The sequence below is a fragment of the Pseudoalteromonas sp. BZA4 genome, assembly GCF_040104395.1.
Classification (GTDB): domain Bacteria; phylum Pseudomonadota; class Gammaproteobacteria; order Enterobacterales; family Alteromonadaceae; genus Pseudoalteromonas.
Map to the genome: position 1 here is coordinate 1 of NZ_JBECOT010000029.1, position 21,169 is coordinate 21,169.

General features: G+C 41.8%; 23 protein-coding genes. 20 read left to right on the plus strand and 3 right to left on the minus strand.

Features of this window, described 5'->3' with window-relative positions; all coding sequences use genetic code 11:
- The 3 genes from ABMY41_RS12760 to fliD all read left to right on the plus strand — a co-directional run.
- Positions 1 to 574: flagellin (locus ABMY41_RS12760; protein WP_349274910.1), on the plus strand; the 574-nt coding region annotated here is incomplete at its 5' end.
- A 126-nt stretch (positions 575 to 700) separates the two neighbouring features.
- Positions 701 to 1,123, plus strand: a complete 423-nt coding sequence (locus ABMY41_RS12765) for a flagellar protein FlaG (protein WP_349274912.1) — start codon at positions 701 to 703, stop codon at positions 1,121 to 1,123.
- Positions 1,124 to 1,163: 40 nt separating this feature from the next.
- Positions 1,164 to 2,570, plus strand: coding sequence for a flagellar filament capping protein FliD (fliD, locus tag ABMY41_RS12770; protein ID WP_349274914.1), 1,407 nt, complete (start codon positions 1,164 to 1,166; stop codon positions 2,568 to 2,570).
- Between the two features lie 139 nt (positions 2,571 to 2,709).
- Here fliD and ABMY41_RS12775 read toward each other — a convergent pair whose 3' ends face one another.
- Positions 2,710 to 2,997, minus strand: a complete 288-nt coding sequence (locus ABMY41_RS12775) for a hypothetical protein (protein WP_349274916.1) — start codon at positions 2,995 to 2,997, stop codon at positions 2,710 to 2,712.
- Complete coding sequence (gene fliS, locus ABMY41_RS12780; protein ID WP_138599045.1) at positions 2,997 to 3,398, minus strand: flagellar export chaperone FliS; 402 nt, start codon at positions 3,396 to 3,398, stop codon at positions 2,997 to 2,999. Before fliS ends, ABMY41_RS12775 begins: the two co-directional genes overlap by 1 nt.
- Before the next feature lie 294 nt (positions 3,399 to 3,692).
- Here fliS and ABMY41_RS12785 point away from each other — a divergent pair, with 294 nt between their 5' ends.
- Positions 3,693 to 5,132, plus strand: coding sequence for a sigma-54 dependent transcriptional regulator (locus tag ABMY41_RS12785; RefSeq protein ID WP_349274918.1), 1,440 nt, complete (start codon positions 3,693 to 3,695; stop codon positions 5,130 to 5,132).
- A 33-nt stretch (positions 5,133 to 5,165) separates the two neighbouring features.
- Here the strand turns inward: ABMY41_RS12785 and ABMY41_RS12790 are convergent, their stop codons facing one another.
- On the minus strand, positions 5,166 to 5,753 hold the full coding sequence (locus ABMY41_RS12790; RefSeq protein WP_349274920.1) for a DNA-3-methyladenine glycosylase I: 588 nt from the start codon (positions 5,751 to 5,753) through the stop codon (positions 5,166 to 5,168).
- Between the two features lie 127 nt (positions 5,754 to 5,880).
- Between ABMY41_RS12790 and ABMY41_RS12795 the strand changes: the two genes are divergently transcribed.
- From ABMY41_RS12795 to fliR, 16 genes are all read left to right on the plus strand, one after another.
- The gene (locus tag ABMY41_RS12795) at positions 5,881 to 6,993 is read left to right on the plus strand and encodes an ATP-binding protein (protein WP_349274922.1); all 1,113 of its coding nucleotides are present in this window, start codon (positions 5,881 to 5,883) and stop codon (positions 6,991 to 6,993) included.
- Positions 6,990 to 8,393, plus strand: coding sequence for a sigma-54 dependent transcriptional regulator (locus ABMY41_RS12800; protein WP_054562184.1), 1,404 nt, complete (start codon positions 6,990 to 6,992; stop codon positions 8,391 to 8,393). Before ABMY41_RS12795 ends, ABMY41_RS12800 begins: the two co-directional genes overlap by 4 nt.
- Before the next feature lie 170 nt (positions 8,394 to 8,563).
- Positions 8,564 to 8,896, plus strand: coding sequence for a flagellar hook-basal body complex protein FliE (gene fliE / locus ABMY41_RS12805; protein WP_054562183.1), 333 nt, complete (start codon positions 8,564 to 8,566; stop codon positions 8,894 to 8,896).
- A 20-nt stretch (positions 8,897 to 8,916) separates the two neighbouring features.
- Positions 8,917 to 10,632, plus strand: coding sequence for a flagellar basal-body MS-ring/collar protein FliF (gene fliF / locus ABMY41_RS12810; RefSeq protein ID WP_054562182.1), 1,716 nt, complete (start codon positions 8,917 to 8,919; stop codon positions 10,630 to 10,632).
- Positions 10,625 to 11,665 (plus strand): flagellar motor switch protein FliG, encoded by a 1,041-nt coding sequence (gene fliG / locus ABMY41_RS12815; protein ID WP_130052073.1) that lies wholly within the window; start codon positions 10,625 to 10,627, stop codon positions 11,663 to 11,665. Before fliF ends, fliG begins: the two co-directional genes overlap by 8 nt.
- Positions 11,666 to 11,668: 3 nt before the next feature.
- Positions 11,669 to 12,487: a flagellar assembly protein FliH gene (gene fliH, locus ABMY41_RS12820; RefSeq protein WP_349274926.1), complete on the plus strand. Its 819-nt coding sequence runs from the start codon at positions 11,669 to 11,671 to the stop codon at positions 12,485 to 12,487.
- A 17-nt stretch (positions 12,488 to 12,504) separates the two neighbouring features.
- Positions 12,505 to 13,839: a flagellar protein export ATPase FliI gene (fliI, locus tag ABMY41_RS12825; protein ID WP_055197963.1), complete on the plus strand. Its 1,335-nt coding sequence runs from the start codon at positions 12,505 to 12,507 to the stop codon at positions 13,837 to 13,839.
- Positions 13,839 to 14,294 (plus strand): flagellar export protein FliJ, encoded by a 456-nt coding sequence (fliJ, locus tag ABMY41_RS12830; protein ID WP_217874713.1) that lies wholly within the window; start codon positions 13,839 to 13,841, stop codon positions 14,292 to 14,294. The genes fliI and fliJ overlap by 1 nt, the downstream gene beginning before the upstream one ends.
- Before the next feature lie 100 nt (positions 14,295 to 14,394).
- Positions 14,395 to 16,833 carry a flagellar hook-length control protein FliK gene (locus ABMY41_RS12835; RefSeq protein ID WP_349274929.1) on the plus strand — a complete coding sequence of 813 codons (2,439 nt, stop codon included), beginning with the start codon at positions 14,395 to 14,397 and terminating at the stop codon, positions 16,831 to 16,833.
- A 72-nt stretch (positions 16,834 to 16,905) separates the two neighbouring features.
- Entirely contained in the window at positions 16,906 to 17,427 is a 522-nt protein-coding gene (gene fliL, locus ABMY41_RS12840) for a flagellar basal body-associated protein FliL (RefSeq protein ID WP_054562177.1), read from the plus strand.
- A 9-nt stretch (positions 17,428 to 17,436) separates the two neighbouring features.
- On the plus strand, positions 17,437 to 18,528 hold the full coding sequence (gene fliM / locus ABMY41_RS12845) for a flagellar motor switch protein FliM (protein ID WP_054553268.1): 1,092 nt from the start codon (positions 17,437 to 17,439) through the stop codon (positions 18,526 to 18,528).
- A gap of 22 nt (positions 18,529 to 18,550) precedes the next feature.
- Positions 18,551 to 18,952: a flagellar motor switch protein FliN gene (fliN, locus tag ABMY41_RS12850; protein WP_054553267.1), complete on the plus strand. Its 402-nt coding sequence runs from the start codon at positions 18,551 to 18,553 to the stop codon at positions 18,950 to 18,952.
- Positions 18,949 to 19,332 carry a flagellar biosynthetic protein FliO gene (gene fliO, locus ABMY41_RS12855; RefSeq protein ID WP_054553266.1) on the plus strand — a complete coding sequence of 128 codons (384 nt, stop codon included), beginning with the start codon at positions 18,949 to 18,951 and terminating at the stop codon, positions 19,330 to 19,332. Before fliN ends, fliO begins: the two co-directional genes overlap by 4 nt.
- Before the next feature lie 4 nt (positions 19,333 to 19,336).
- On the plus strand, positions 19,337 to 20,077 hold the full coding sequence (gene fliP / locus ABMY41_RS12860; protein ID WP_175080825.1) for a flagellar type III secretion system pore protein FliP: 741 nt from the start codon (positions 19,337 to 19,339) through the stop codon (positions 20,075 to 20,077).
- Between the two features lie 40 nt (positions 20,078 to 20,117).
- Positions 20,118 to 20,387 (plus strand): flagellar biosynthesis protein FliQ, encoded by a 270-nt coding sequence (gene fliQ, locus ABMY41_RS12865; RefSeq protein ID WP_289097205.1) that lies wholly within the window; start codon positions 20,118 to 20,120, stop codon positions 20,385 to 20,387.
- Complete coding sequence (gene fliR, locus ABMY41_RS12870) at positions 20,388 to 21,167, plus strand: flagellar biosynthetic protein FliR (RefSeq protein ID WP_175080823.1); 780 nt, start codon at positions 20,388 to 20,390, stop codon at positions 21,165 to 21,167.
- The last annotated feature ends 2 nt before the right edge of the window (positions 21,168 to 21,169 follow it).

Consider the following 21,169-nt stretch of genomic DNA (forward strand, 5'->3'; position numbering starts at 1 on the left):
TTCAAATATTGAGGCTCGTAATTCTGCAGGTACTGGCGATGCGAGTGCTACTGATGTAACGATTACTGGTCTAGCTTATAATGGCGATGGAGGTACAGCTCAAACAATTTCAGGCGCTACTGCAGACAATGGTACAGGGGATTCGACAATTGTAGCAGGTTCAATTCAATTGAACTCTTCAAAATCCTTTACGGTATCAGCAGATGATGATTCATTAGTAGCTACAGCAGATGTAGGTAAGGCTATATCGAGTTCATCTGTAGGGGTTGATGAAGTGGATATTAGAACACAAACAGGCTCACAAGATGCTTTAGCTATTATTGATGCTGCCATAGCTGAAATTGATAGCCAACGTGCTGATTTAGGTGCTATTCAGAATCGTTTTGGTCATACTATTAGCAACCTTGCAAATATTCAAGAAAATGTATCGGCTTCTCGTAGCCGTATTCAAGATACTGACTTTGCAACAGAAACTGCGCAGATGACTAAAAACCAAATCTTGCAACAAGCGGGTACATCAATCTTGTCGCAAGCGAACCAATTACCACAAGCAGCGCTTAGCTTAATTGGTTAATAGTGTGATTCGTTACAGCAACTAATGGTTAAGTCAGCATTAGTTAACTAAAATAAAAAGGAGATTGGCTTACGCTAATCTCCTTTTGTTGCATTAGCCATAGGGTAAAATGTTTAAGGAGGCGTTATGAGTACAATAAGCCAAAGCCCTGATTTTGCAGTGGCTCCGCAAAAAACTGATGATAAGTTAGCTGCGAGCCCGCAACTGACAGCAGCGGCGGTTGATGAATCAAATAAAACGGAAAATACACAACAACAGCAAACCGAGCAAAATTATCAACAAGCGCAACGTAAGTTGGACGAAAGTGCTGAAAAAGACGAATTAGGCCGCGAACAGCTTGAGAAGATGGCGCAGCAATTGCAGGACTTCTTGGGTGAAATGAATCGTAGTTTGCAGTTTCAAGTAGATGAAGACTCAGGCCGTGATGTTATTAAAGTGGTTGATAAAAATAGTGGTGAGTTAATTAAGCAATACCCATCTGAAGAAGTGTTAAGCCTAGTGGCTAAGTTATCTGAAACCGCTGGTTTTTTAATTGATCAAACTGTATAAAGTTTTTTGTTAAGTTAAATGTGTAATGTGAGGAAGTGTTATGGCTATTTCATTTAATGGTTTAGGTTCAGGTTTAGCAGTATCAGATATTGTTGATGCGTTAGTTAATGCTGAGCGCACCCCTTTTACTTCACGTTTAAATAATAAAGAAGCAACCCTAACGACAGATATTTCAGCTGCAGGTGCACTAAAATCTGCACTTGAAAAATTACAAACGTCAATGGAAGCATTAGGCGAAGTTGATAACTACCAAAAGCGCAGTATTTCTGGTGGTGATGATTTTGTAACTCTAAGCTCTGACAAAGATGCGGAGCCTGGTGGTTACAATGTAAAAGTAAACAACCTTGCGACTGAACATAAATTGATGTCAAGTGCATTTGCAGAAGATGCCGCAGTAGGTGAGGGTACGTTAACTATAGCGTCCGGTGAGAATAGTTTTGATATTGATGTGTCAGATACTGCAACTTTGTCTGAAATTCGTGATGCGATTAACGAAAGTAAAGACAACGACAGTGTAACAGCAACGATTATCACCGACGATAATGGTCAGCATTTAGTTTTATCAGCAAAAAACAGTGGTGTTGAAAACGCAATAAAAATTACAGCAACTGATGCAGATGGCAATAATACCGACGCGGCAGGTTTATCGGCACTAGCCTATGACACCGACTTAGGGGTGACAAACATTAGTGAAGTAATTGCTGCAACAGATGCTTCTATCACCATAGATGGTAATTTAACAGTTACAAGCAGTGATAACGAGTTTGCAAATGTTATTGACGGTGTAACCATCACCGCTAAAAAAGCACATGGCACTGATGACGACGATAGCACGTTAAAAATTACAGAAAACAATAATAATATAAAAGCCGGTTTAAATAGCTTTATAGAAAGCTATAACGAATTACTTGAGCTTAGCAATAACTTGGGTAAATCAGGCGAAGATGGCGCTGGTGTGATGGCCGGTGACTCTATGCTTCGTGGGGTGATGTCAAAACTTCGTCAGCAATTAACCAGTGAAGTAACCCTTAGTGATGGCAGTAGTTTGTCGTTATCTAAGCTTGGGGTTGAAGCAGACCGTTACGGCAAATTAAGCCTAGACACTGAACGATTAAACGAACAAGTAGAAGCCGATGTAGACCTGGTACAAGAGTTTTTTATAGGTGAGAGCGATGAAGGCGGCTTTGCGCAATCTTTTGATGAGCTAATGAGTTTTTATACAGATTCAGATGGTATTGTTCAAAACAGAATTGACAGTAAACAAACCCAGTTAGATGGTTTAGATGATGAGCGCATTGCATTTGCGCGTAAAATGGAATCGCTAGAGTCTCGTTTGTATGCACAATATAATAGTATGGATTTACTTGTAGCCCAAATGAACTCAACCAGTAGCTATGTACAAGCGCAGCTTGATAATATGCCTGGCGTAGTTAAAAAGAGCGATTAATTTATTCCTTTCATTGTTTGAGCGCCAGATTATCGGCGCTTTTTTTTGCCTAAATTGTAGTCGCGCAATTTATATCGATTACAGTTATATAACTAAGCTAAATATATAAAGTAAGAATGTGAAAGCAACTAAACGCTAATTAGCGTTTAGTTGCTTTATATTTAGAAATAGCTTTGTGTGATTTACGCTGGTTGATGAGCTCAGCCTGAGTTTTGTCTCTGGCGTTTTTAAGTTTAGCTGTAGCAGTTAAAATTTTGGCTTGTATAGCTAATAACTCTTTTTCTTGAGGTGGTGTTTCACTCTCACACCAATGCTTCAACTCTTGGTCAATAGCTATTAACGTTTGGCTTGCCAGCTCAATCTCAGTTTTATCTATGTGCTCTGACAATGCAGTGAGTAATGCATTCAGAGCGATATAATTCGGCATTATTGCTCAGCTTTAGGTATGCGCTCTTCGAGCGGAATAGAATCCCACCCTTCTTTTATTTCTTTAACGATACGGATAACATCATCTACTGCTGCAATGTCGTTGTTTACATTTGCTTCAGTTAACCTGCGTTGGCAAAAATCGTACAGCGATAGTAAGTTGCTAGAGATATCCCCGCCATGCTCAAAATTGAGTGCATCTTGTAGAGCACCGAATAATAAAATGCAGGTAGAAATATTTTCACCTTTTTTTTCAAATTCTTTACGCTCAATAAAGCCTTTAGTTGCTGCTAAGCGTCCGATAATATTGCTAAAAATCAAATTTATCTGCTCATAAGGAGACATTTCATTAATGTTGCTAACGCTAACTTGACTGTACTTTTTTATCGATATATGTGCCATGAGAAAATCCTATATTAAAAACACCGATTCATAAAAATAGATAAGCAATATTAATGCCATTGATGTTATCTTTTTTTGAGCATTTCTATAGAGGATTATAGCAACGAGTATAGAATATTTTAAAATTCAAACATGCTAAATTTGTAAGTTAATTCTTTAGTATTAAATTTTAGTGCTAAGTGACTATTTTTTGGCGTTGATGTCAATAAATTGCCGCTTAGCGCTTGCATCCCTCCTAAACTCGCTTACAATTTAGAAATTAACTAACCTCGTGGTAACTGTGGTTCGCCAATAATGATCTTAATTTTAGACAATAATAATAATCGTGCGATAGGTTTACATGCAGCACTTACCTTCATTGGTGAAACTGCACAATTAGTTGATGAGACTTCATTACAGTCTTTTTGTGAAAAACATCAACAACAAGAGTGCATGGTCATTCTTGGTGCTTTACAGCAGCTTAATCACGAGGCTGTGATCAAACAGTTTCCAGCCATTCCGTTTTTATTAATTGGTGAAACACTCAAACCGCTACTAAGCATTGCTAATGTAGTTGGTTTAATTTGTGAGCCGTTTAACCATGATGTAACTACTCAGCTATTGCATGATTGTCAGCAATATCAGCGCATGCTACCGGGTGACCATAAGCAAGCTAAACCTAACAAATCGTTTGATGGTTTAGTTGGTGAAACCGAAGCTGTAAAAGATGTGCGCTTTTTAATTGAGCAAGTAGCAAAAACCGATGCCAATGTGCTGATCTTAGGTGAGTCAGGCACAGGTAAAGAAGTTGTTGCACGTAACGTTCATTTACTCTCTAAACGAAATACCGGGCCATTCGTGCCGGTAAACTGTGGTGCTATTCCAGGCGAGCTTCTTGAAAGTGAGCTATTTGGCCATGAAAAGGGCGCCTTTACGGGCGCTATTTCTGCGCGAAAAGGGCGTTTTGAATTAGCGCAAGGCGGCACGCTGTTTCTTGATGAAATTGGTGATATGCCTTTGCAAATGCAGGTTAAACTACTGCGTGTGTTGCAAGAGCGTAGCTATGAGCGAGTAGGGGGTACTAAGCCTATTCAAGCAGATGTACGCATTATTGCTGCGACTCACCGCAACCTTGAAGAAATGATTGAACAGGGCGACTTCCGTGAAGACCTTTTTTATCGCTTAAACGTGTTTCCAATTGAAAATCCTTCGCTTAGTGAGCGTGCTGACGACATTCCTCTGCTTTTAAAAGAGTTAATGCGTCGTGTGAACGAGCAAAGTGGCACAACGGCCAAATTCACTGAGCGTGCGATTCAAAGCTTAAAAGAGCATGCGTGGCCGGGGAATATTCGTGAGCTTGCTAACTTAATTGAGCGCATGGTGATCATGTTCCCTGATAAAGTAGTTGATGTGCCAGACCTTCCAGCTAAATATCGTTATATTGAAGTTGAGGCTTACGAGCCTGAGTACCCAGAAGAGTTGATGGAGCGAGATGCTTTCAACGATATTTTCAGTACTGGCTTTAGTGATTATGATGATGAAGAACCTGATGTACCAGCAACAACGGTTGACTCAGGTTTACTACCAGATGAAGGCATTGAGCTCAAAGAGTATCTTGCTGAGCTAGAAATCAGCTTAATCAGCCAAGCATTAGAGCGCTATGATTACGTTGTTGCACGTGCAGCAGAAATTTTAGGTGTTAGGCGCACCACACTGGTCGAAAAAATGAAGAAATACAACCTAACGCGCGACTAAGCCGCGTTAGGTTTCTTCCTCGGTTTTATCTCCTTAATATTCACTAATTATCTCAGCTTTTCTAAAGCAATCATTGCTATGGTCATTTACCATGCCACAGGCCTGCATGTGGGCATACACGGTAGTAGGGCCTAAAAACTTAAAACCGCGCTTTTTTAAATCTTTGGCGAATACTGTTGAGGCTTCAGTAATAGCCGGGTAATCCTCTAAATTATCAAGATCGTTTACCAATGGTTTGCCACCAACAAACTGCCATTGGTAATTTGAGAAACTGCCAAACTCTTTTTGAATCTCAATAAACCGTTGCGCGTTATTGATAGTGGCGGCGATTTTAGCGCGATTACGAATAATACCTTCAAACTGCATTAACCTTTCGACGTCGTCTTCGGTCATTTTGGCAACCTCTTCGACAACAAAGTTTTTGAAGGCACTGCGATAGCCATCACGCTTTTTAAGTATGGTATACCAGCTCAGTCCCGCTTGTGCTGACTCTAAGGTTATAAATTCAAATAGGCGGTGATCATCATACAATGGCACCCCCCATTCTTGGTCATGATAGGCCATATAATCTTCTTTGCCGGTATCGAGCCATGGGCAACGACAATGGTGTTCTTTTTGCATTATTTCCTCGCGATTGTCATTTTTTTGTCAGTGTTGTTTTGTCTTTAATTTATTGAAATAAAACAAAAATAAATTTGGTACGGATTGTGCATCTAGCTAGGTAGACACGATTTTTTGAGTATCGATTATGGCCTTAGCAAATGTCCTAAAACCACAATTTATCACAGCCAAACAATATAACCCATGCTTACAACAAGAAGAGTATGTGGGTGAATTGAGTGAGCTGCGCCAACAAGCCAGTTGGTTAGGTCATTTGGTTGATACCATGCCTGCGGGTGTGGTGGTTTTAGATGGCCGAGGGATGATCGCAAAAGCCAATCAAATTGCCATTGATATGCTAGGTGAACCCCTTGAAGGTGAAAAGTGGTTTAGCGTTATTCAACGCTCATTTCGACCACAGCAAGATGATGGACATGAAGTATCACTTAAAGATGGGCGATTAATTAAGCTTGATATTACTGCGCTTGCTCCAGAGCCAGGACAGTTAATTTTAATGACAGATTTAACTGAAACCAGGCGCTTACAAAAGCGAGTTGCACATATGCAGCGCTTAAGTGCGCTTGGCAAAATGGTTGCTTCGCTAGCTCATCAGGTCAGAACACCGTTATCAGCGGCCATGTTGTATGCCGCAAATTTAGGCTCAAAGCGATTGCCAGAAAGCTCGCGTGGCAACTTTCATACGAAGTTAATGTCGCGTTTAAAAGATTTAGAAACTCAAGTGAACGATATGCTGTTATTTGCCAAAAGTGGTGAGCAACAAGTGGTCGAAAGCGTTTCAATGCAGCAGCTACTTAATGAAGTAAAAGCAGGTGCTGATGCTATGGTTGCACAAAATAACAGTGAACTAAGCGTGAACTTGCCTGAGCCAGATATTGAAATTGTGGGTAATAAAACGGCTCTGGCGAGTGCTATTCAAAACCTGATCCACAACAGTATTCAAATTATTGGCTCTGAGGCTGTGGTAACCCTGAGTGCCGAACGTGACGAAACTAGCGAAAACTGTGTTCGCATTAGTGTCAGTGATAATGGCCCAGGTGTTGATTTACGTCATGCCAACAAATTATTCGAACCTTTTTACACTACCAAAAGTCAAGGCACGGGGCTTGGACTTGCTGTTGTAAGTTCAGTCGCCAATGCGCACCAAGGACGGGTTGAAGTGGCTAATAATGCTCATGGGGGAGCATGTTTTAGTTTGATCTTGCCAATTAGTGCAGAACCAATGTCAGCGGAGGCAAAATGAATACTAACTCTATTTTAGTCGTTGAAGACGATGCAGGCTTACGAGAAGCACTGATCGATACCCTTGAAATGTCGGGTATTGATTGCGTTGCTGCAGATAGCGCTGAACAAGCGATGATCTTGCTTAAGCAAAATAGCTATTCATTGGTTGTTAGTGATGTGCAAATGGGCGCCATGAGTGGCCTTGACCTATTACGTAGCATTAAACTTAATTATCCTGAGCTGCCCGTATTAATGATGACAGCCTATGCGACCATTGATGATGCTGTAGAAGCAATGCGTTTAGGCGCGATTGATTACATGGCAAAGCCGTTTGCTCCAGAAGTACTCCTTAATATGGTGAGTCGTTATTTGCCTGAAAAGGAAAAAGAAACCGATGGCCCAATTGTTGCCGATCCATCAAGTATTAAGCTATTAGAGCTCGCGAGCAAAGTTGCCCGCTCAGATGCCAGTGTCATGGTACTCGGCCCAAGTGGCTCGGGTAAAGAAGTGTTGGCTCGTTTTATCCACGATAAATCAAATCGTAGCGATGCCCCCTTTGTGGCTATTAACTGCGCTGCTATTCCTGAAAACATGCTTGAAGCAACCTTATTCGGTTACGAAAAAGGGGCGTTTACTGGCGCGATTCAAGCTTGCCCGGGTAAATTTGAGCAAGCTCAAGGTGGTACCATCTTACTTGATGAAATCACTGAGATGGATTTAGGCTTGCAAGCTAAATTACTGCGTGTACTTCAAGAGCGCGAAGTAGAGCGCTTAGGCGGTCGTAAAACCATAGAGCTTGATGTTCGCGTTCTAGCTACAAGTAACCGAGATTTGAAAGAAGCAGTGAGCGAAAATCTATTTAGAGAAGATTTATATTATCGCTTAAATGTATTCCCGCTAATGTGGAAACCATTAGCCGAGCGTCCTGGCGACATTATTGTATTGGCTGAGCATTTAATAGAGCGTCATTGCCTGAAAAGTAAAGAGCCTATAGCTCAACTAAGTGAGGGTGCGAAACAAAAGCTGCTATCGCATGCTTGGCCAGGTAACGTACGAGAGCTTGATAACGTTATTCAACGGGCATTGATATTATGTGATGGTAATAGTATTCATCAAGATGATGTCTTTATTGAAGAGTTGCTTACTGTTGATATCAAGCCAGTCGCTACACCGCCACACAACGCACCCGTATATCAAGAACAGCCTGTTGAAGTTAATTTAGATACCGTGCCACAAGTGAGTGAGCAAGGTAATTACAAAGACGAGCTGAAAGACAAAGAGCATCGTATTATTTTAGAAACCTTAGCGCGTTGTAACGGTAAGCGTAAAGAGGTTGCAGAAACCTTAGGTATTAGTCCGCGCACATTACGTTATAAACTGGCGCAAATGCGAGACTTGGGTATCGCCTTACCTGCATAAACTCCTTCCAAAAAGTTACTCAAACAAGCTCACATTTTTGTGAGCTTGTTTGCTGTCAAAACTCTGACATGCAAAATAAATATTTCAAGTTATTGAATTTGTTGATTTTATATTGTGGCACGGTTTGTGCTTTGCTAGTGAGTAAGTAAACTGCATTGTCAGAGAGTATTATGAAAGTTCAAAACAGCGCATTATTTCAAGAAATGCAAGCTATGGCTTCAGAAGTAGGCCGTAGTAACTCAATTAATAATTTACCAACACAAACTCAGCCAACATCGTCGGCACAGTTTGGTGATTTACTTACCAATGCACTTGATACAGTGAATGGCTTACAACAAGATGCTAAGCAAAAAGTAACAGCAATGGAAATGGGCGACCGCAGTGTTTCTTTAGCTGACGTAATGATTGCTTCGCAAAAATCATCAGTCGCTTTTGAAGCTACGGTGCAAGTTCGAAATAAACTTGTTGAAGCTTATAAAGAAATCATGAACATGCCTGTGTAACTAGGTAGTGGAGAATTATTGTGGCGCAATCTAATCAATCAACTGATCTAGCCTTAGCAGGCGGCGGTATCGATTCAACCGATACTGATGATCAACAAGAGCAAAAGTCAGGCTACCTAAGTGCCTTAAATGGTGTAGATGTTTTACGCCAGGTTACTTTAGTGATCGCTTTGGCAATCTGTTTGGCTATCGCAATTTTTATTATTATTTGGGCTCGTCAACCAGATATGCGTCCGCTTGGCAAAATGCCAACGGAAGAGCTTATTCAAACGCTGGACTTTTTAGACGCTCAAAAGATTGATTACGAACTTGATGGTAACGTCATCTCTGTTGAAGAAGGTGAATACCAAAACATTAAATTATTGATGGCTCGTGAAGGCCTAGAGCAAGCGCCAAGCTCAGGTACTGACATCATCATGCAAGACATGGGGTTTGGTGTTAGCCAGCGCCTTGAACGTGAACGTTTAAAACATGGTCGTGAGCAACAGCTTGCACGTACCATCGAAGAGCTAAAAAACGTTACTCGCGCCAAAGTACTTTTAGCTATTCCAAAAGAAAACGTATTTGCTCGTCGTGAAAAACAACCTTCAGCGACGGTAGTGCTTACCTTAAAACGCGGTCGTACACTTGACGGTGAAGAAGTTGACTCAGTAGTTGATATTGTTGCCTCAGCAGTCCAAGGGTTATCGCCAGAGCGTGTTACTGTTACCGATCAAAATGGTCGCTTACTTAATTCAGGTTCACAAAACTCACTTGCTGCTCGCTCTCGTAAAGAGTATGAGATTGAACGTAAGCGTGAAGAAGAGTACTTAAATAAAATCGATAGCATCCTTATTCCAGTTGTAGGATTAGGTAACTATACCGCGCAAGTCGATTTAAACATGGACTTTAGTGCAGTCGAAGAAACACAAAAACGTTATAACCCAGACTTACCTGCTGTGCGCAGTGAAACCACGTTCGAAGAAAACAACATCGGTGGTCTTGCAGTGGGCATTCCTGGTGCGCTAACGAATCAGCCGCCAGTTAACTCTAATATTCCAGAAATTGCAGGCCAAGGTGGAGCAGGCTCAGCAACGAACCCAAGTCGTTCGCATAAAGAAGCAACACGTAACTATGAGCTTGATACAACAATTTCGCATAAGCGTCAGCAAACCGGTGTTATTCGTCGTATCAGTGTTTCAGTTGCCGTTGATTATGTACCGCAGGTGGGTGAAAATGGTGAAACAACCATGGTTCCTCGCTCTGTAGAAGCATTGTCAAATATTCGTCGTTTATTACAAGGCGGTGTTGGTTTTGATATGCAGCGTGGTGATGCGCTTGAGGTTGTTACAGTGCCATTTGTTCGTGAAGATGCTGGTGAAGCGATTGAAGTTCCACTTTGGGAGCAAGATTGGTTCATGAAGATGCTACGCTTAGCATTAGGTGCACTGGTTATTATCGTACTGATTGTCTTTGTAGTAAGACCTATGCTGAAACGTCTAATTTACCCAGACGATACACTAGAAGAATACGATGAAGATGCATTAAGTGCAGGTGTAGATATTGGTGATAGCACGCTAGATATGCTAAATAAAGACTTTGACTCTGCTGCTGTAGGATTCTCAAGTGATGGTACACTACAGCTGCCAGACTTACATGGCGATGAAGATTTACTCAAAGCAGTTCGTGCATTGGTTGCAAATGAACCAGAACTGTCTTCTCAAGTAGTGAAAGCGTGGTTAACAGAAGATGACTGATCAAGAACAAAAACAACTACCACCGGCGTTTGATGTTGATAAATTAGACGGTGTGGATAAGGCGGCAATCTTATTGCTGAGCTTATCAGAAGAAGATGCTGCGCAAATCCTTAAGCACTTAGAGCCAAAGCAAGTGCAAAAAGTGGGTATGGCAATGGCTGCGCTAGATGATTTATCGCAAGCGAAAATTAGCGCAGTTCATAATTTGTTTATTGAGCAAATTCAAAGCTTCAGTACCATTGGCTTCCAGTCTGAAGACTTTATCAAAAAAGCCCTTACAGCAGCGCTTGGTGAAGACAAGGCAGCCAGCCTTATTGACCAAATTGTTATGGGCTCAGGAGCGAAAGGTCTTGATTCATTGAAGTGGATGGATTCAAAGCAAGTGGCGAATATCATTCGCAACGAGCACCCGCAAATTCAAACCATTGTTTTATCCTATTTAGAGCCAGAGCAATCAGCGGAAATCTTGTCGCAATTCCCAGAAAAAGTGCGCTTAGATTTAACCATGCGTATTGCTAACCTTGAAGAAGTTCAACCAGCAGCATTGCAAGAGTTGAATGAAATCATGGAGAAACAGTTCGCAGGTCAAGCTGGTGCGCAAGCTGCGAAAATGGGTGGCTTGAAAGCGGCTGCTGATATCATGAACTACCTAGATACCAATGTTGAAGGTCAGTTAATGGATTCAATCCGTGAACACGATGAAGAGATGTCACAGCAAATCCAAGACCTTATGTTTGTCTTTGAGAACTTAATGGATGTTGAAGACCGTGGTATTCAAGCGATCCTTCGTGAAGTACAGCAAGATGTATTAATGAAAGCAATTAAAGGTACTGACGAAGCATTAAAAGAGAAGATTTTAAGTAACATGTCTAAACGTGCTGCTGAATTACTCGCTGATGATCTTGAGGCAATGGGCCCTGTTCGTATTAGTGAAGTAGAAGCGGCACAGAAAGAAATTCTTTCTACGGCACGTCGTTTAGCTGACTCAGGCGAAATTATGCTTGGTGGCGGTGGTGGTGAGGAGTTCCTGTAAGCCATGAGTAAGTCTTCATTTCATACAGGGCGGCCAGTGCATGCCAGTGAAGCTGCCGATGAATTATTGGAAAACTGGCCAATTCCTGAAGTGACGCAAGATACAGCAAAACTCGCTGGACGCTCAACGGCGTATGGCACGCCTTTAGCTGACTTATACCGTAAAGAGCAGCAAAAGCAGCAGGCCGAAGAGCAGCCAGAAGAGCCTGAAATTCCGTCATTGACCATGGCTGAGCTTGAAAAAATCCGTCAAGATGCCTATGAAGAAGGGCTAAAGCAAGGCCATGAGCAAGGCTATATAGATGGTTTTGAAAAAGGCGCACATGAGGGAAAAGAAGCTGGCTTTAAAGAAGGTGTTGAGCTTGGTAAGGAGCAAGGCCAAGAAGAAATAAAGCCTATTTTAGAAGAGCAGCTGACCAACTTAAGAAGCTTACTTGATAGCCTTTCTCAACCATTATCTAAAGTCGATGAAAGTGCCGAAAAGCAGTTAGTGCAGTTAGCTGTAATGTTAACTGAAGTTTTAGTTTACCAAGAAATTAAAACCTCACCTGAAGTCATTTTACATGCTTTGAAGCAAGCTATTGATGCGTTAGGTGAAGAACAAGCGAAAGTACGTATTCACTTACATCCTGATGATATTACTTTAATTACCGAAAGTTATGGCGAACAAACTATCGCAGATAATCATTGGCAGTTAGTTGCAGAGCCGACTTTAGAACGGGGTGGCTGCGAAATTAAAACCCCGCAATCATCCCTCGATATGACATTAAAAACACGCGTCAAAGAAACGTTGGAAAACTTTTTGCATAGCAGTGGTATCTAACACTTTTTAGGCTCATTATGAGTGCTCAATCAATGACTCTAAGCGAACGCTTACAGCGCTATGAAAAAAATATCAAGGCCCCAAAACCAGCTGTTGCCGGTATTCTGACACGTGTCGTTGGTTTAACGCTAGAAGCAAAAGGGCTTAGAGCACCTGTTGGCAGTCAATGTAAAATTGAAACCATTAACGGCTTTGTTGATGCTGAAGTCGTTGGTTTTAATGACCAAACACTTTACTTGATGCCAAATGATCACATCTCTGGCGTACTGCCTGGTGCACGAGTTATCCCAAAGCTAAATGAAACTGGGTTGCCCGTCGGCATGAGCTTACTTGGCCGTGTAGTGGATGGCCTAGGTCGGCCACTTGATGGCTTAGGTGCCATTAATGCTGAGCATCACTTAAAGTTTGCGCAAAACTCAATTAACCCTCTTGCAAGACGACCAATTAGTCAACCGATGGATGTAGGTGTAAGAGCCATCAACTCCGTTATTACCGTAGGTCAAGGACAGCGTATGGGTCTGTTTGCAGGCTCTGGTGTCGGTAAATCAGTATTACTGGGTATGATGACTCGCGGCTCTGAAGCAGATGTAATTGTGGTAGGTCTTGTGGGTGAACGTGGTCGTGAGGTAAAAGAGTTCATTGAAGAAATTTTAGGTGTTGAAGGGCGTAAGCGCTCAGTGGTGGTTGCAGCTCCTGCGGATGCTTCACCATTAATGCGTTTAAAAGGCTGTGAAAGTGCAGTGACCATTGCGGAATACTTTCGCGATCAAGGTCTTAACGTATTGTTATTACTTGACTCCGTTACCCGTTATGCCATGGCGCAACGTGAAATTGCCTTAGCAGTTGGCGAGCCTCCTGCGACTAAGGGGTATCCGCCTTCAGTATTTGCTAAACTGCCTGCGCTGGTGGAACGTGCCGGTAATGGTGGTGAAGGGCAAGGTTCAATCACCGCGTTTTTCACTGTGCTTAGTGAAGGGGATGATATGCAAGATCCAATTGCTGACTCTGCTCGCGCTATATTAGATGGCCACATTGTTTTATCTCGAGATTTAGCTGACAGTGGTCATTATCCGGCTATTGATATCGAAAAATCGATTTCTCGTGTTATGCCACAAGTTGTATCTGAAGCGCATATGCAACAAGCTCGTGTGCTAAAACAAGTGTATTCAATGTACCAACAGAACAAAGATATGATCACACTAGGTGCGTACCAAAAAGGCACCGACCCTATGCTTGACCAAGCAATTAATATGATGCCACGTGTGAATCAATTCCTTCAGCAAGGCATGAAAGATGTGATCAGTTATGATGATGGTCTACAAGGTCTTGCGCAGTTATTAGGACAAGGTTAATGGCTCAAAGTAAACTTGATTTATTGCTAAAGCTTGAGAGCGATAAAGAAGAATCTTTACGCATGGATTATTTAAAAGCCCAGCAGCACTTACAAAGTAATCAACAAAAACTGCAAGGGCTGAATAACTTTCGCATGGAGTATTCTCAGCAGTTGCATTTGAAAGGTCGCTCTGGTTTGTCTAGTGCTGGGTTTAGTCAATATCATGCCTTTATCGCAAAAATTGAAGAAGCGATACGCCAGCAAGCCAGCACAGTGAATACTGCAAAACAGGTTGTTACGCAGCGCAAAGCATTGTGGTTAAAACAGCAAGTGAAAGCAAAAGCAGTGGCGAAATTAATCGAAAAGCAAGCTGAAAAACAAGCAATGCAAGTGGCTAAAGCGGAGCAAAAAATGCTGGATGAGTTCGCTTCAAATCAGTTTTATCAACGTCAACTTAAAAACGCACATCTCTAAAACACTATCTTTTTTAGGCATGTTAATTGCATTTACCTAACCAGTAGCATTAATTTTGGCACTTGCGGCGGCAAATTGCCTCTTTAGTTTTAGGTGAATTATGGCGATCAGTGATATCAATTTGCAGGTTAAAACTGAGCAAGGTACTGGTTTTTCAGGCAAAGACTCAGAGTCTAGCGACAAAGCATCTGGCTTAAGTTTTTTAACTTCACTTACAGAAGCAAGTGAAGCGGCAAACGCGCAAGCAAATACCACCCCTCAAACAAAAAGTGATGCAGATACTCATTCTGTTGATGAAACTAAAGCTATCAGTATTTCTGAAGAGCCTAAATCAGATGCCAAATTAGGTGATGAAAACACAACTGCTGATGCTAAAGTTGCAACTGCTACCACGTCTACACAGCAGCAATCTAAAACAAGTCCAGATATTCGTAATGAAGCTGTAACTAAAGAGCCAAGTGATGAACTTGCACTTGTAGAAGATGAAGAAAACTCACTGCTTTCGCAAATTAATGCAGCTCAAGCTATGAGTACACGTGTTAATAAATTGATTGAAAATAATGACTTTAGCCCAGTAGTTGTTGATAAAAAACCAACCCCAATCGATACCATTACACCTGTTATACCTTCACCGATGACAGACGTTGCACAAACCGATGATTCAAAAGCCGACGCTGAAGGCGACAGTTCAATAGCAAGCTTATTACATAAGTCTAAAGTTGCGACAGCGGTAGATAGCCAGCTAAAAGCGATTGGCGATTTACCACCAAAAGATAGTGTGACTCCGATTGTTGATGGTCCATTAACAGACAAAGAAAAGCAGGGTGTTTCAGCTGTTAATACACCGGATACAAAACCTCAGGTAGCTAACTTTGCCAGTGCAACACAAGCAACTGACAACAAAGAAACCACAGTTGATGTAGACGCTCTGTTAAATAGCGCTCAAAAACAGACTGTGAATTCAGACGCTGCAAAAACATCTGAAGGCAAAGAGCTTGGCGTAAATGAGACAAGTAAAACTGTTTTAAATAAGGTGGTTGCAGATTTAAATAGCGATGATCAAGTAGATACAAAAATAGCTGAAGTTAATTCAAAACAAACACAAAGCTACACTGACAAAACGGCAGCAAATTTCAGTGCTGAGCAAAGCATTGCTAAAAACATTGAAGCTGGCACGGCAAAAGTGCCAGACCAACCAGCTGACGCAGCTGCCAAAATTGATCAAGCCGTAACAGAAAAACCAGTTTTAGATAAACCAGTAACAGATAAGTCAATCGTTAGCTTGCTGGCCAAAGTACAAAGTGGCGATGGGCAGGCTGTAAGTGAGTTCGCTAAAGGTTTATCGCTAACCTCTGAGCAACAAAAGCAACTTGAGCAACAAATAAATCAACTTAAAGCTGATAATAAGCTTGGTGCTGATGAGGTGGCAACAATCAAGTCGCTATTGACTGATGTGATGCGTAGTAAGTCTACAACGCAAACTGCACAGAGTCCTGTATCACAACTTGCTGTAGAGCAAGACATTGCTGAAGAAAGCCAGGCAAAACAAGATGCTAAATTAGCTGACAATAAGGCTCTCGATAACAAATTACCTACAGGCGTAGAAAAGCAAATCACGGCGCTGACTAAGGATGAGCAGCAAGCACTGTTAAACAAAGTGAACACTCAGCTGCAAATGTTAACGCCGGGCACCGCTCAGTACGAAAAGTTAGCTGCAGCTCAAACTGTGCTGACAGAGGCTATTAATGCCCCTGCAACAGCCAGTACTGCGATGCCAGTAACCGCAGCAACAGTTAATGTTGAAAATAATAAAGCGAAACCAAATAATACCGCGCAAATTACAGCCGATGTGACAAAAGTAGTTGCTAGTGAAGAAGTAACCACAGAGCTTGATACAAAAATTAATACAGAACGTACACAGGAAACTGTTACTGTGCGTGTAGCTCAATTATTTACTCAGCTAACGACTCAAGCAAATGCAACAACACAACCAGGTGCCTATGAGATGGCTCATCAGCAATATGAGCAAGCACTAGACGTACAAACAATGCATACACAAACAACTGCGCAAACTCAGACTCAATCTAAATCGATGAATGTTGACCCTGGTGTAATGCAAGCGATTAATATCATAAAAAGTGATGCTGCAAAGATGCTTCAAGAGCGAGTTAGCGCGTTACTAAATATTAATAATAAAGAAGCTGAAATTCGCTTAGATCCGCCAGAAATGGGCAGTATGCAAATTCGTATACGTAGCGATGCGGAGCAAGCTCAAATTAATTTTGTTGTTCAAAATCAGCAGGCTAAAGAAGCTTTAGAGCAATCAATGCCACGTTTACGAGAAATGCTTGCACAGCAAGGTATTGAACTTGGTGAAAGTAGTATTCAGCAGGGTAACCCTGAGCAACAACAAGAGCAGTCTGGGCAAGGTCAGCTTGCTGGAAATCAACAAGCTGAGGAGCAGCAGCCAGAAGTAACAGCACAAAGCGCAGAAACTTCTCGAAAACAATCTTCATCATCAATAGATTACTATGCATAAGTCCTGCTATTATAAGAAATAAAATAGTTACAGCGCGATAAACAGCTTGCTGTAACTTTGAGGGAAGTGACAATGGCCGAAGAAGCAAATTTAGAAATAGAAGATACGGGTAAAGGCAAAAAGAAGCTGATTATCATCATTGCAGCTGTAGTGTTGATTGCTGGTGCTGCTGCGGGTTACTTTTTATTTATGGGCGATGATGCCCCTGAAGAAAGCCTAGCAGATGAAACCACAGTGACAGAGGCTGCTGCACCATCTAGCTCTGCACAGATTGGTTCGGCTCTGTATGTCGCAATGCCACGCCCATTTGTATTTAATGTACCCGGTGCTAGTCGCGACCGAATTGTACAAATAAAAGTTCAGCTACTTGTTCGCGGTGAAGTGAACGAAGAAACTGCCAAAAAGCATATTCCACTTATCGAAAGTACCTTACTTGGCGTTCTTTCAACAACGACCGCAGATGAATTAGGTACCAGTGAAGGTAAAGAGTCAGTACGTGTTGCTGCACTTGAAAAAGTACAATCAGCATTAAGTGATGTTGAAGGTAGCAAAGTGATAGAGCGGGTATTATTTACCGGCTTTGTGATGCAATAAGGGGTCAGCGTGAGCGATTTATTATCTCAAGACGAAATTGATGCGCTCTTACATGGCGTTGATGAAGTCGAAGAGGAAGATATTCACGAAGGTGATGACTTAGACAGTAATACCTTACAGTATGACTTCTCATCACAAGATCGTATTGTTCGGGGTCGTATGCCGACCTTGGAGATCGTGAATGAACGTTTTGCCCGTCATATGCGAATTAGCCTATTTAACATGATGCGCCGCACCGCTGAGGTGTCGATTAACGGCGTACAAATGATTAAATTTGGCGAATATATTCATACCTTATTCGTGCCAACTAGTTTGAACATGGTACGTTTTCGTCCGTTGAAGGGCACCGGCCTAATTACCATGGAAGCCCGATTAGTATTCATTTTAGTGGATAACTTTTTTGGTGGTGATGGCCGCTATCATGCAAAAATAGAAGGCCGTGAATTTACCCCAACAGAACGCCGTATTGTTCAAATGCTGCTTAAAATCATCTTCGAAGATTATAAAGAAGCATGGGCGCCGGTAATGGATGTGTCTTTTGAGTACCTTGACTCAGAAGTTAACCCAGCGATGGCTAACATCGTAAGTCCAACTGAAGTGGTTGTTATTAGCTCTTTCCATATTGAGCTAGATGGTGGTGGCGGTGATTTCCATATCGCATTACCTTATTCGATGCTTGAGCCAATCCGTGAATTACTCGATGCCGGTGTGCAATCAGACACCGAAGACACTGACTTACGTTGGAGTAAAGCATTACGTGATGAGATCATGGATGTTGAGGTCGATTTATCGACTCAATTGCTTGAAGTTGATCTAACGCTACAACAGATTATGGAGCTTAAAGCTGGCGATATTATCCCTGTTGAAATGCCAGAACATATCACCGTATTTGTAGAAGAATTGCCGACCTTTAGAGCGAAAATGGGCCGCTCTCGTGACAATGTGGCACTACAAATTAGCGAAAAAATTAAACGCCCTGAATCAGTTAAGTCAGAACTACATGTGTTCACAAAAGGTGGCAAAAAACTGGATTCAGATGCAGAATTAGCAGAACTAGAAGAAGATCTACATCTATCTGAAGGTGTAGATTTAGACTGGTAGTCGATTTATAAGGTTAAACATAATGAGTGATGATCAAGATACAATGGACGAATGGGCTGCGGCACTAGCCGAAGCTGAAGAAGCTGAGGGTGGCTCAGGTGATGCTGCTGTAGCGGAGCTTGATGAGTTAAAAGATGAAAGACATGAGCTGTCTGGCGACGAAAAACGTAAACTTGATACCATCTTGGACATTCCAGTTACTATTTCGATGGAAGTGGGTCGTTCAAAAATCAACATTCGTAACTTATTACAGCTTAACCAAGGTTCAGTGGTAGAACTAGACCGAGTCGCTGGTGAGCCACTTGATGTATTGGTTAATGGCACCCTGATTGCGCATGGTGAGGTGGTTGTCGTAAACGATAAGTTCGGTATTCGTTTAACGGACGTTATCAGCCAAGTTGAGCGTATTAAAAAGTTACGATGAATGCTTTAGTCGCTTTAACAAGTGCGTCGAGCACTGCATTTCCTACGGCATCACCGACGGCAGATTTACTGTCTATGGTGATGTCTTTGCTTTTAGTGCTGGTGGTTATTATTGCTTTGGCTTTTTTGGTTAAAAAACTTAATCCAAATCTTGCTAATAGTGATGAATTTAAAGTAGTGCGCAGTTTGCCTTTAGGCTCTCGTGAGCGCTTGATGGTCATTGAAATCGATAACGCTCAGCACTTAATTGGTGTGACCCCGCATAGTATTAACTACCTGCATAAACTAGAAACACCATTACAAGAAAAAGAACTGCCAGAACTTGCCAAAAAATTTGGTAAGTTGCTGAACCCACAATCACCTTCAAATAAAAAGAATTAACGCTATGATCAAGTGGATACTTATTTTAGCAAGTGTGTTGTTTTTGCCATCGGTTAACGCTGAAGGCATAGAAGCACTGACCATTACCACCAACCCTGATGGCTCTCAAGATTACTCCGTGACGCTACAAGTGTTAGCGATTATGACGGCGCTGAGTTTTATTCCGGCAGCGGTCATTATGATGACTTCATTTACACGGATTATTGTGGTTCTGGCGATATTACGCCAAGCAATAGGCTTACAACAAACACCATCGAATCAAATTTTGTTAGGCATGTCGCTGTTTTTGAGTATTTTTATTATGGCGCCAATTTATCAGCAGGTGAATGAGCGTGCTATTGAGCCGTACTTGAATGAACAAGTTACCTCAGTGCAAGCATTAGAACTTGCCAAAGAGCCAATGAAAGCGTTTATGCTCTCGCAAGTTCGTATAAAAGATTTAGAGACCTTTGCGAAAATAGCGGGTTATGAGCAATTAGATTCGCCAGAAGACACGCCGTTGATTGTATTGATCCCCGCGTTTGTTACCAGTGAATTGCAAACGGCCTTTATCATTGGTTTTATGTTTTTCATTCCCTTTTTGATTGTGGATTTAGTAGTGGCCTCCGTATTAATGGCCATGGGTATGATGATGCTTTCGCCGATGATTGTATCTTTACCGTTTAAAATCATGCTGTTTGTATTAGTAGATGGCTGGGGCCTTGTGATGGGCACACTGGCGAAGAGCTTTGGGCTCGGGGTGTAACAATGCAATTCAAGACACATAATTAGGTAGGGGAGACAAAATGGAACCAGAAATTTTTGTCGATATACTCAGTGACGCACTGTTTTTAGTCATAAAGTTAGTGTCGGCAATCGTGGTACCTGGCTTATTGGTTGGTCTTGTTGTTGCTGTTTTCCAAGCGGCAACATCTATCAATGAGCAAACATTAAGCTTTTTACCTCGTTTGCTAATTACCATAAGTGCATTGATATTAGGTGGCCATTGGTTCACGCAAGAACTTATGGATTTTTTTAACCGCTTAATTCTTTCTATTCCTGAGATTGCTGGGTAAATGGAGTTTCCCTTTGCGGTCATTATTCAATGGCTCAGCGATTTCTTGCTGCCATTAGTGCGTATTAGCTCAATGATCATGATCATGGCAGGTCTTGGTGCCAAGAATGTACCAACACGAATTAAACTCGGCTTAGCTGTGGTTGTCACCTTTGTTGCTGTACCTATGCTGCCCCCTGCGACTTTTAATAACCTATTCTCGTTTGAAATGATTCTCGTGGTCATTCAGCAAATGCTTATTGGTGTGGCGATAGGCTTTGCTTCAATCCTATTACTAAATACCTTTATTCTTGCTGGGCAAATACTCGCGATGCAAACCGGTCTTGGTTTTGCGTCCGTCGTTGATCCATCTAATGGCCTAAGTGTACCCGCTGTAGGGCAATTTTATTTAATCTTGGCTACCTTACTATTTTTCGTTTTTAATGGTCATTTAATGATGATTCAAATGGTCATTCATAGCTTTGAAGTACTGCCAATTGATGGCAATTGGTGGGCGGTTGATCATTACTGGGATATCGTTACTTGGGGCGGCTGGATGTTTACTACAGCCTTGGTGCTTGCTTTAGCGCCACTGACAGCTATGTTGGTTATTAATATGTCGTTTGGTGTAATGACCCGTGCTGCACCGCAGTTAAATATTTTTTCGATAGGTTTTCCGTTTACCTTAGTAGCTGGGCTCGTGATTATTTGGGCAACATTAGGCAACTTTATGACTCAATTTGAGTTTCAGTGGTTAAAAATGGTTGAGTTAATGTGCAGCCTTGTTGGTTGTACACCTTAGGA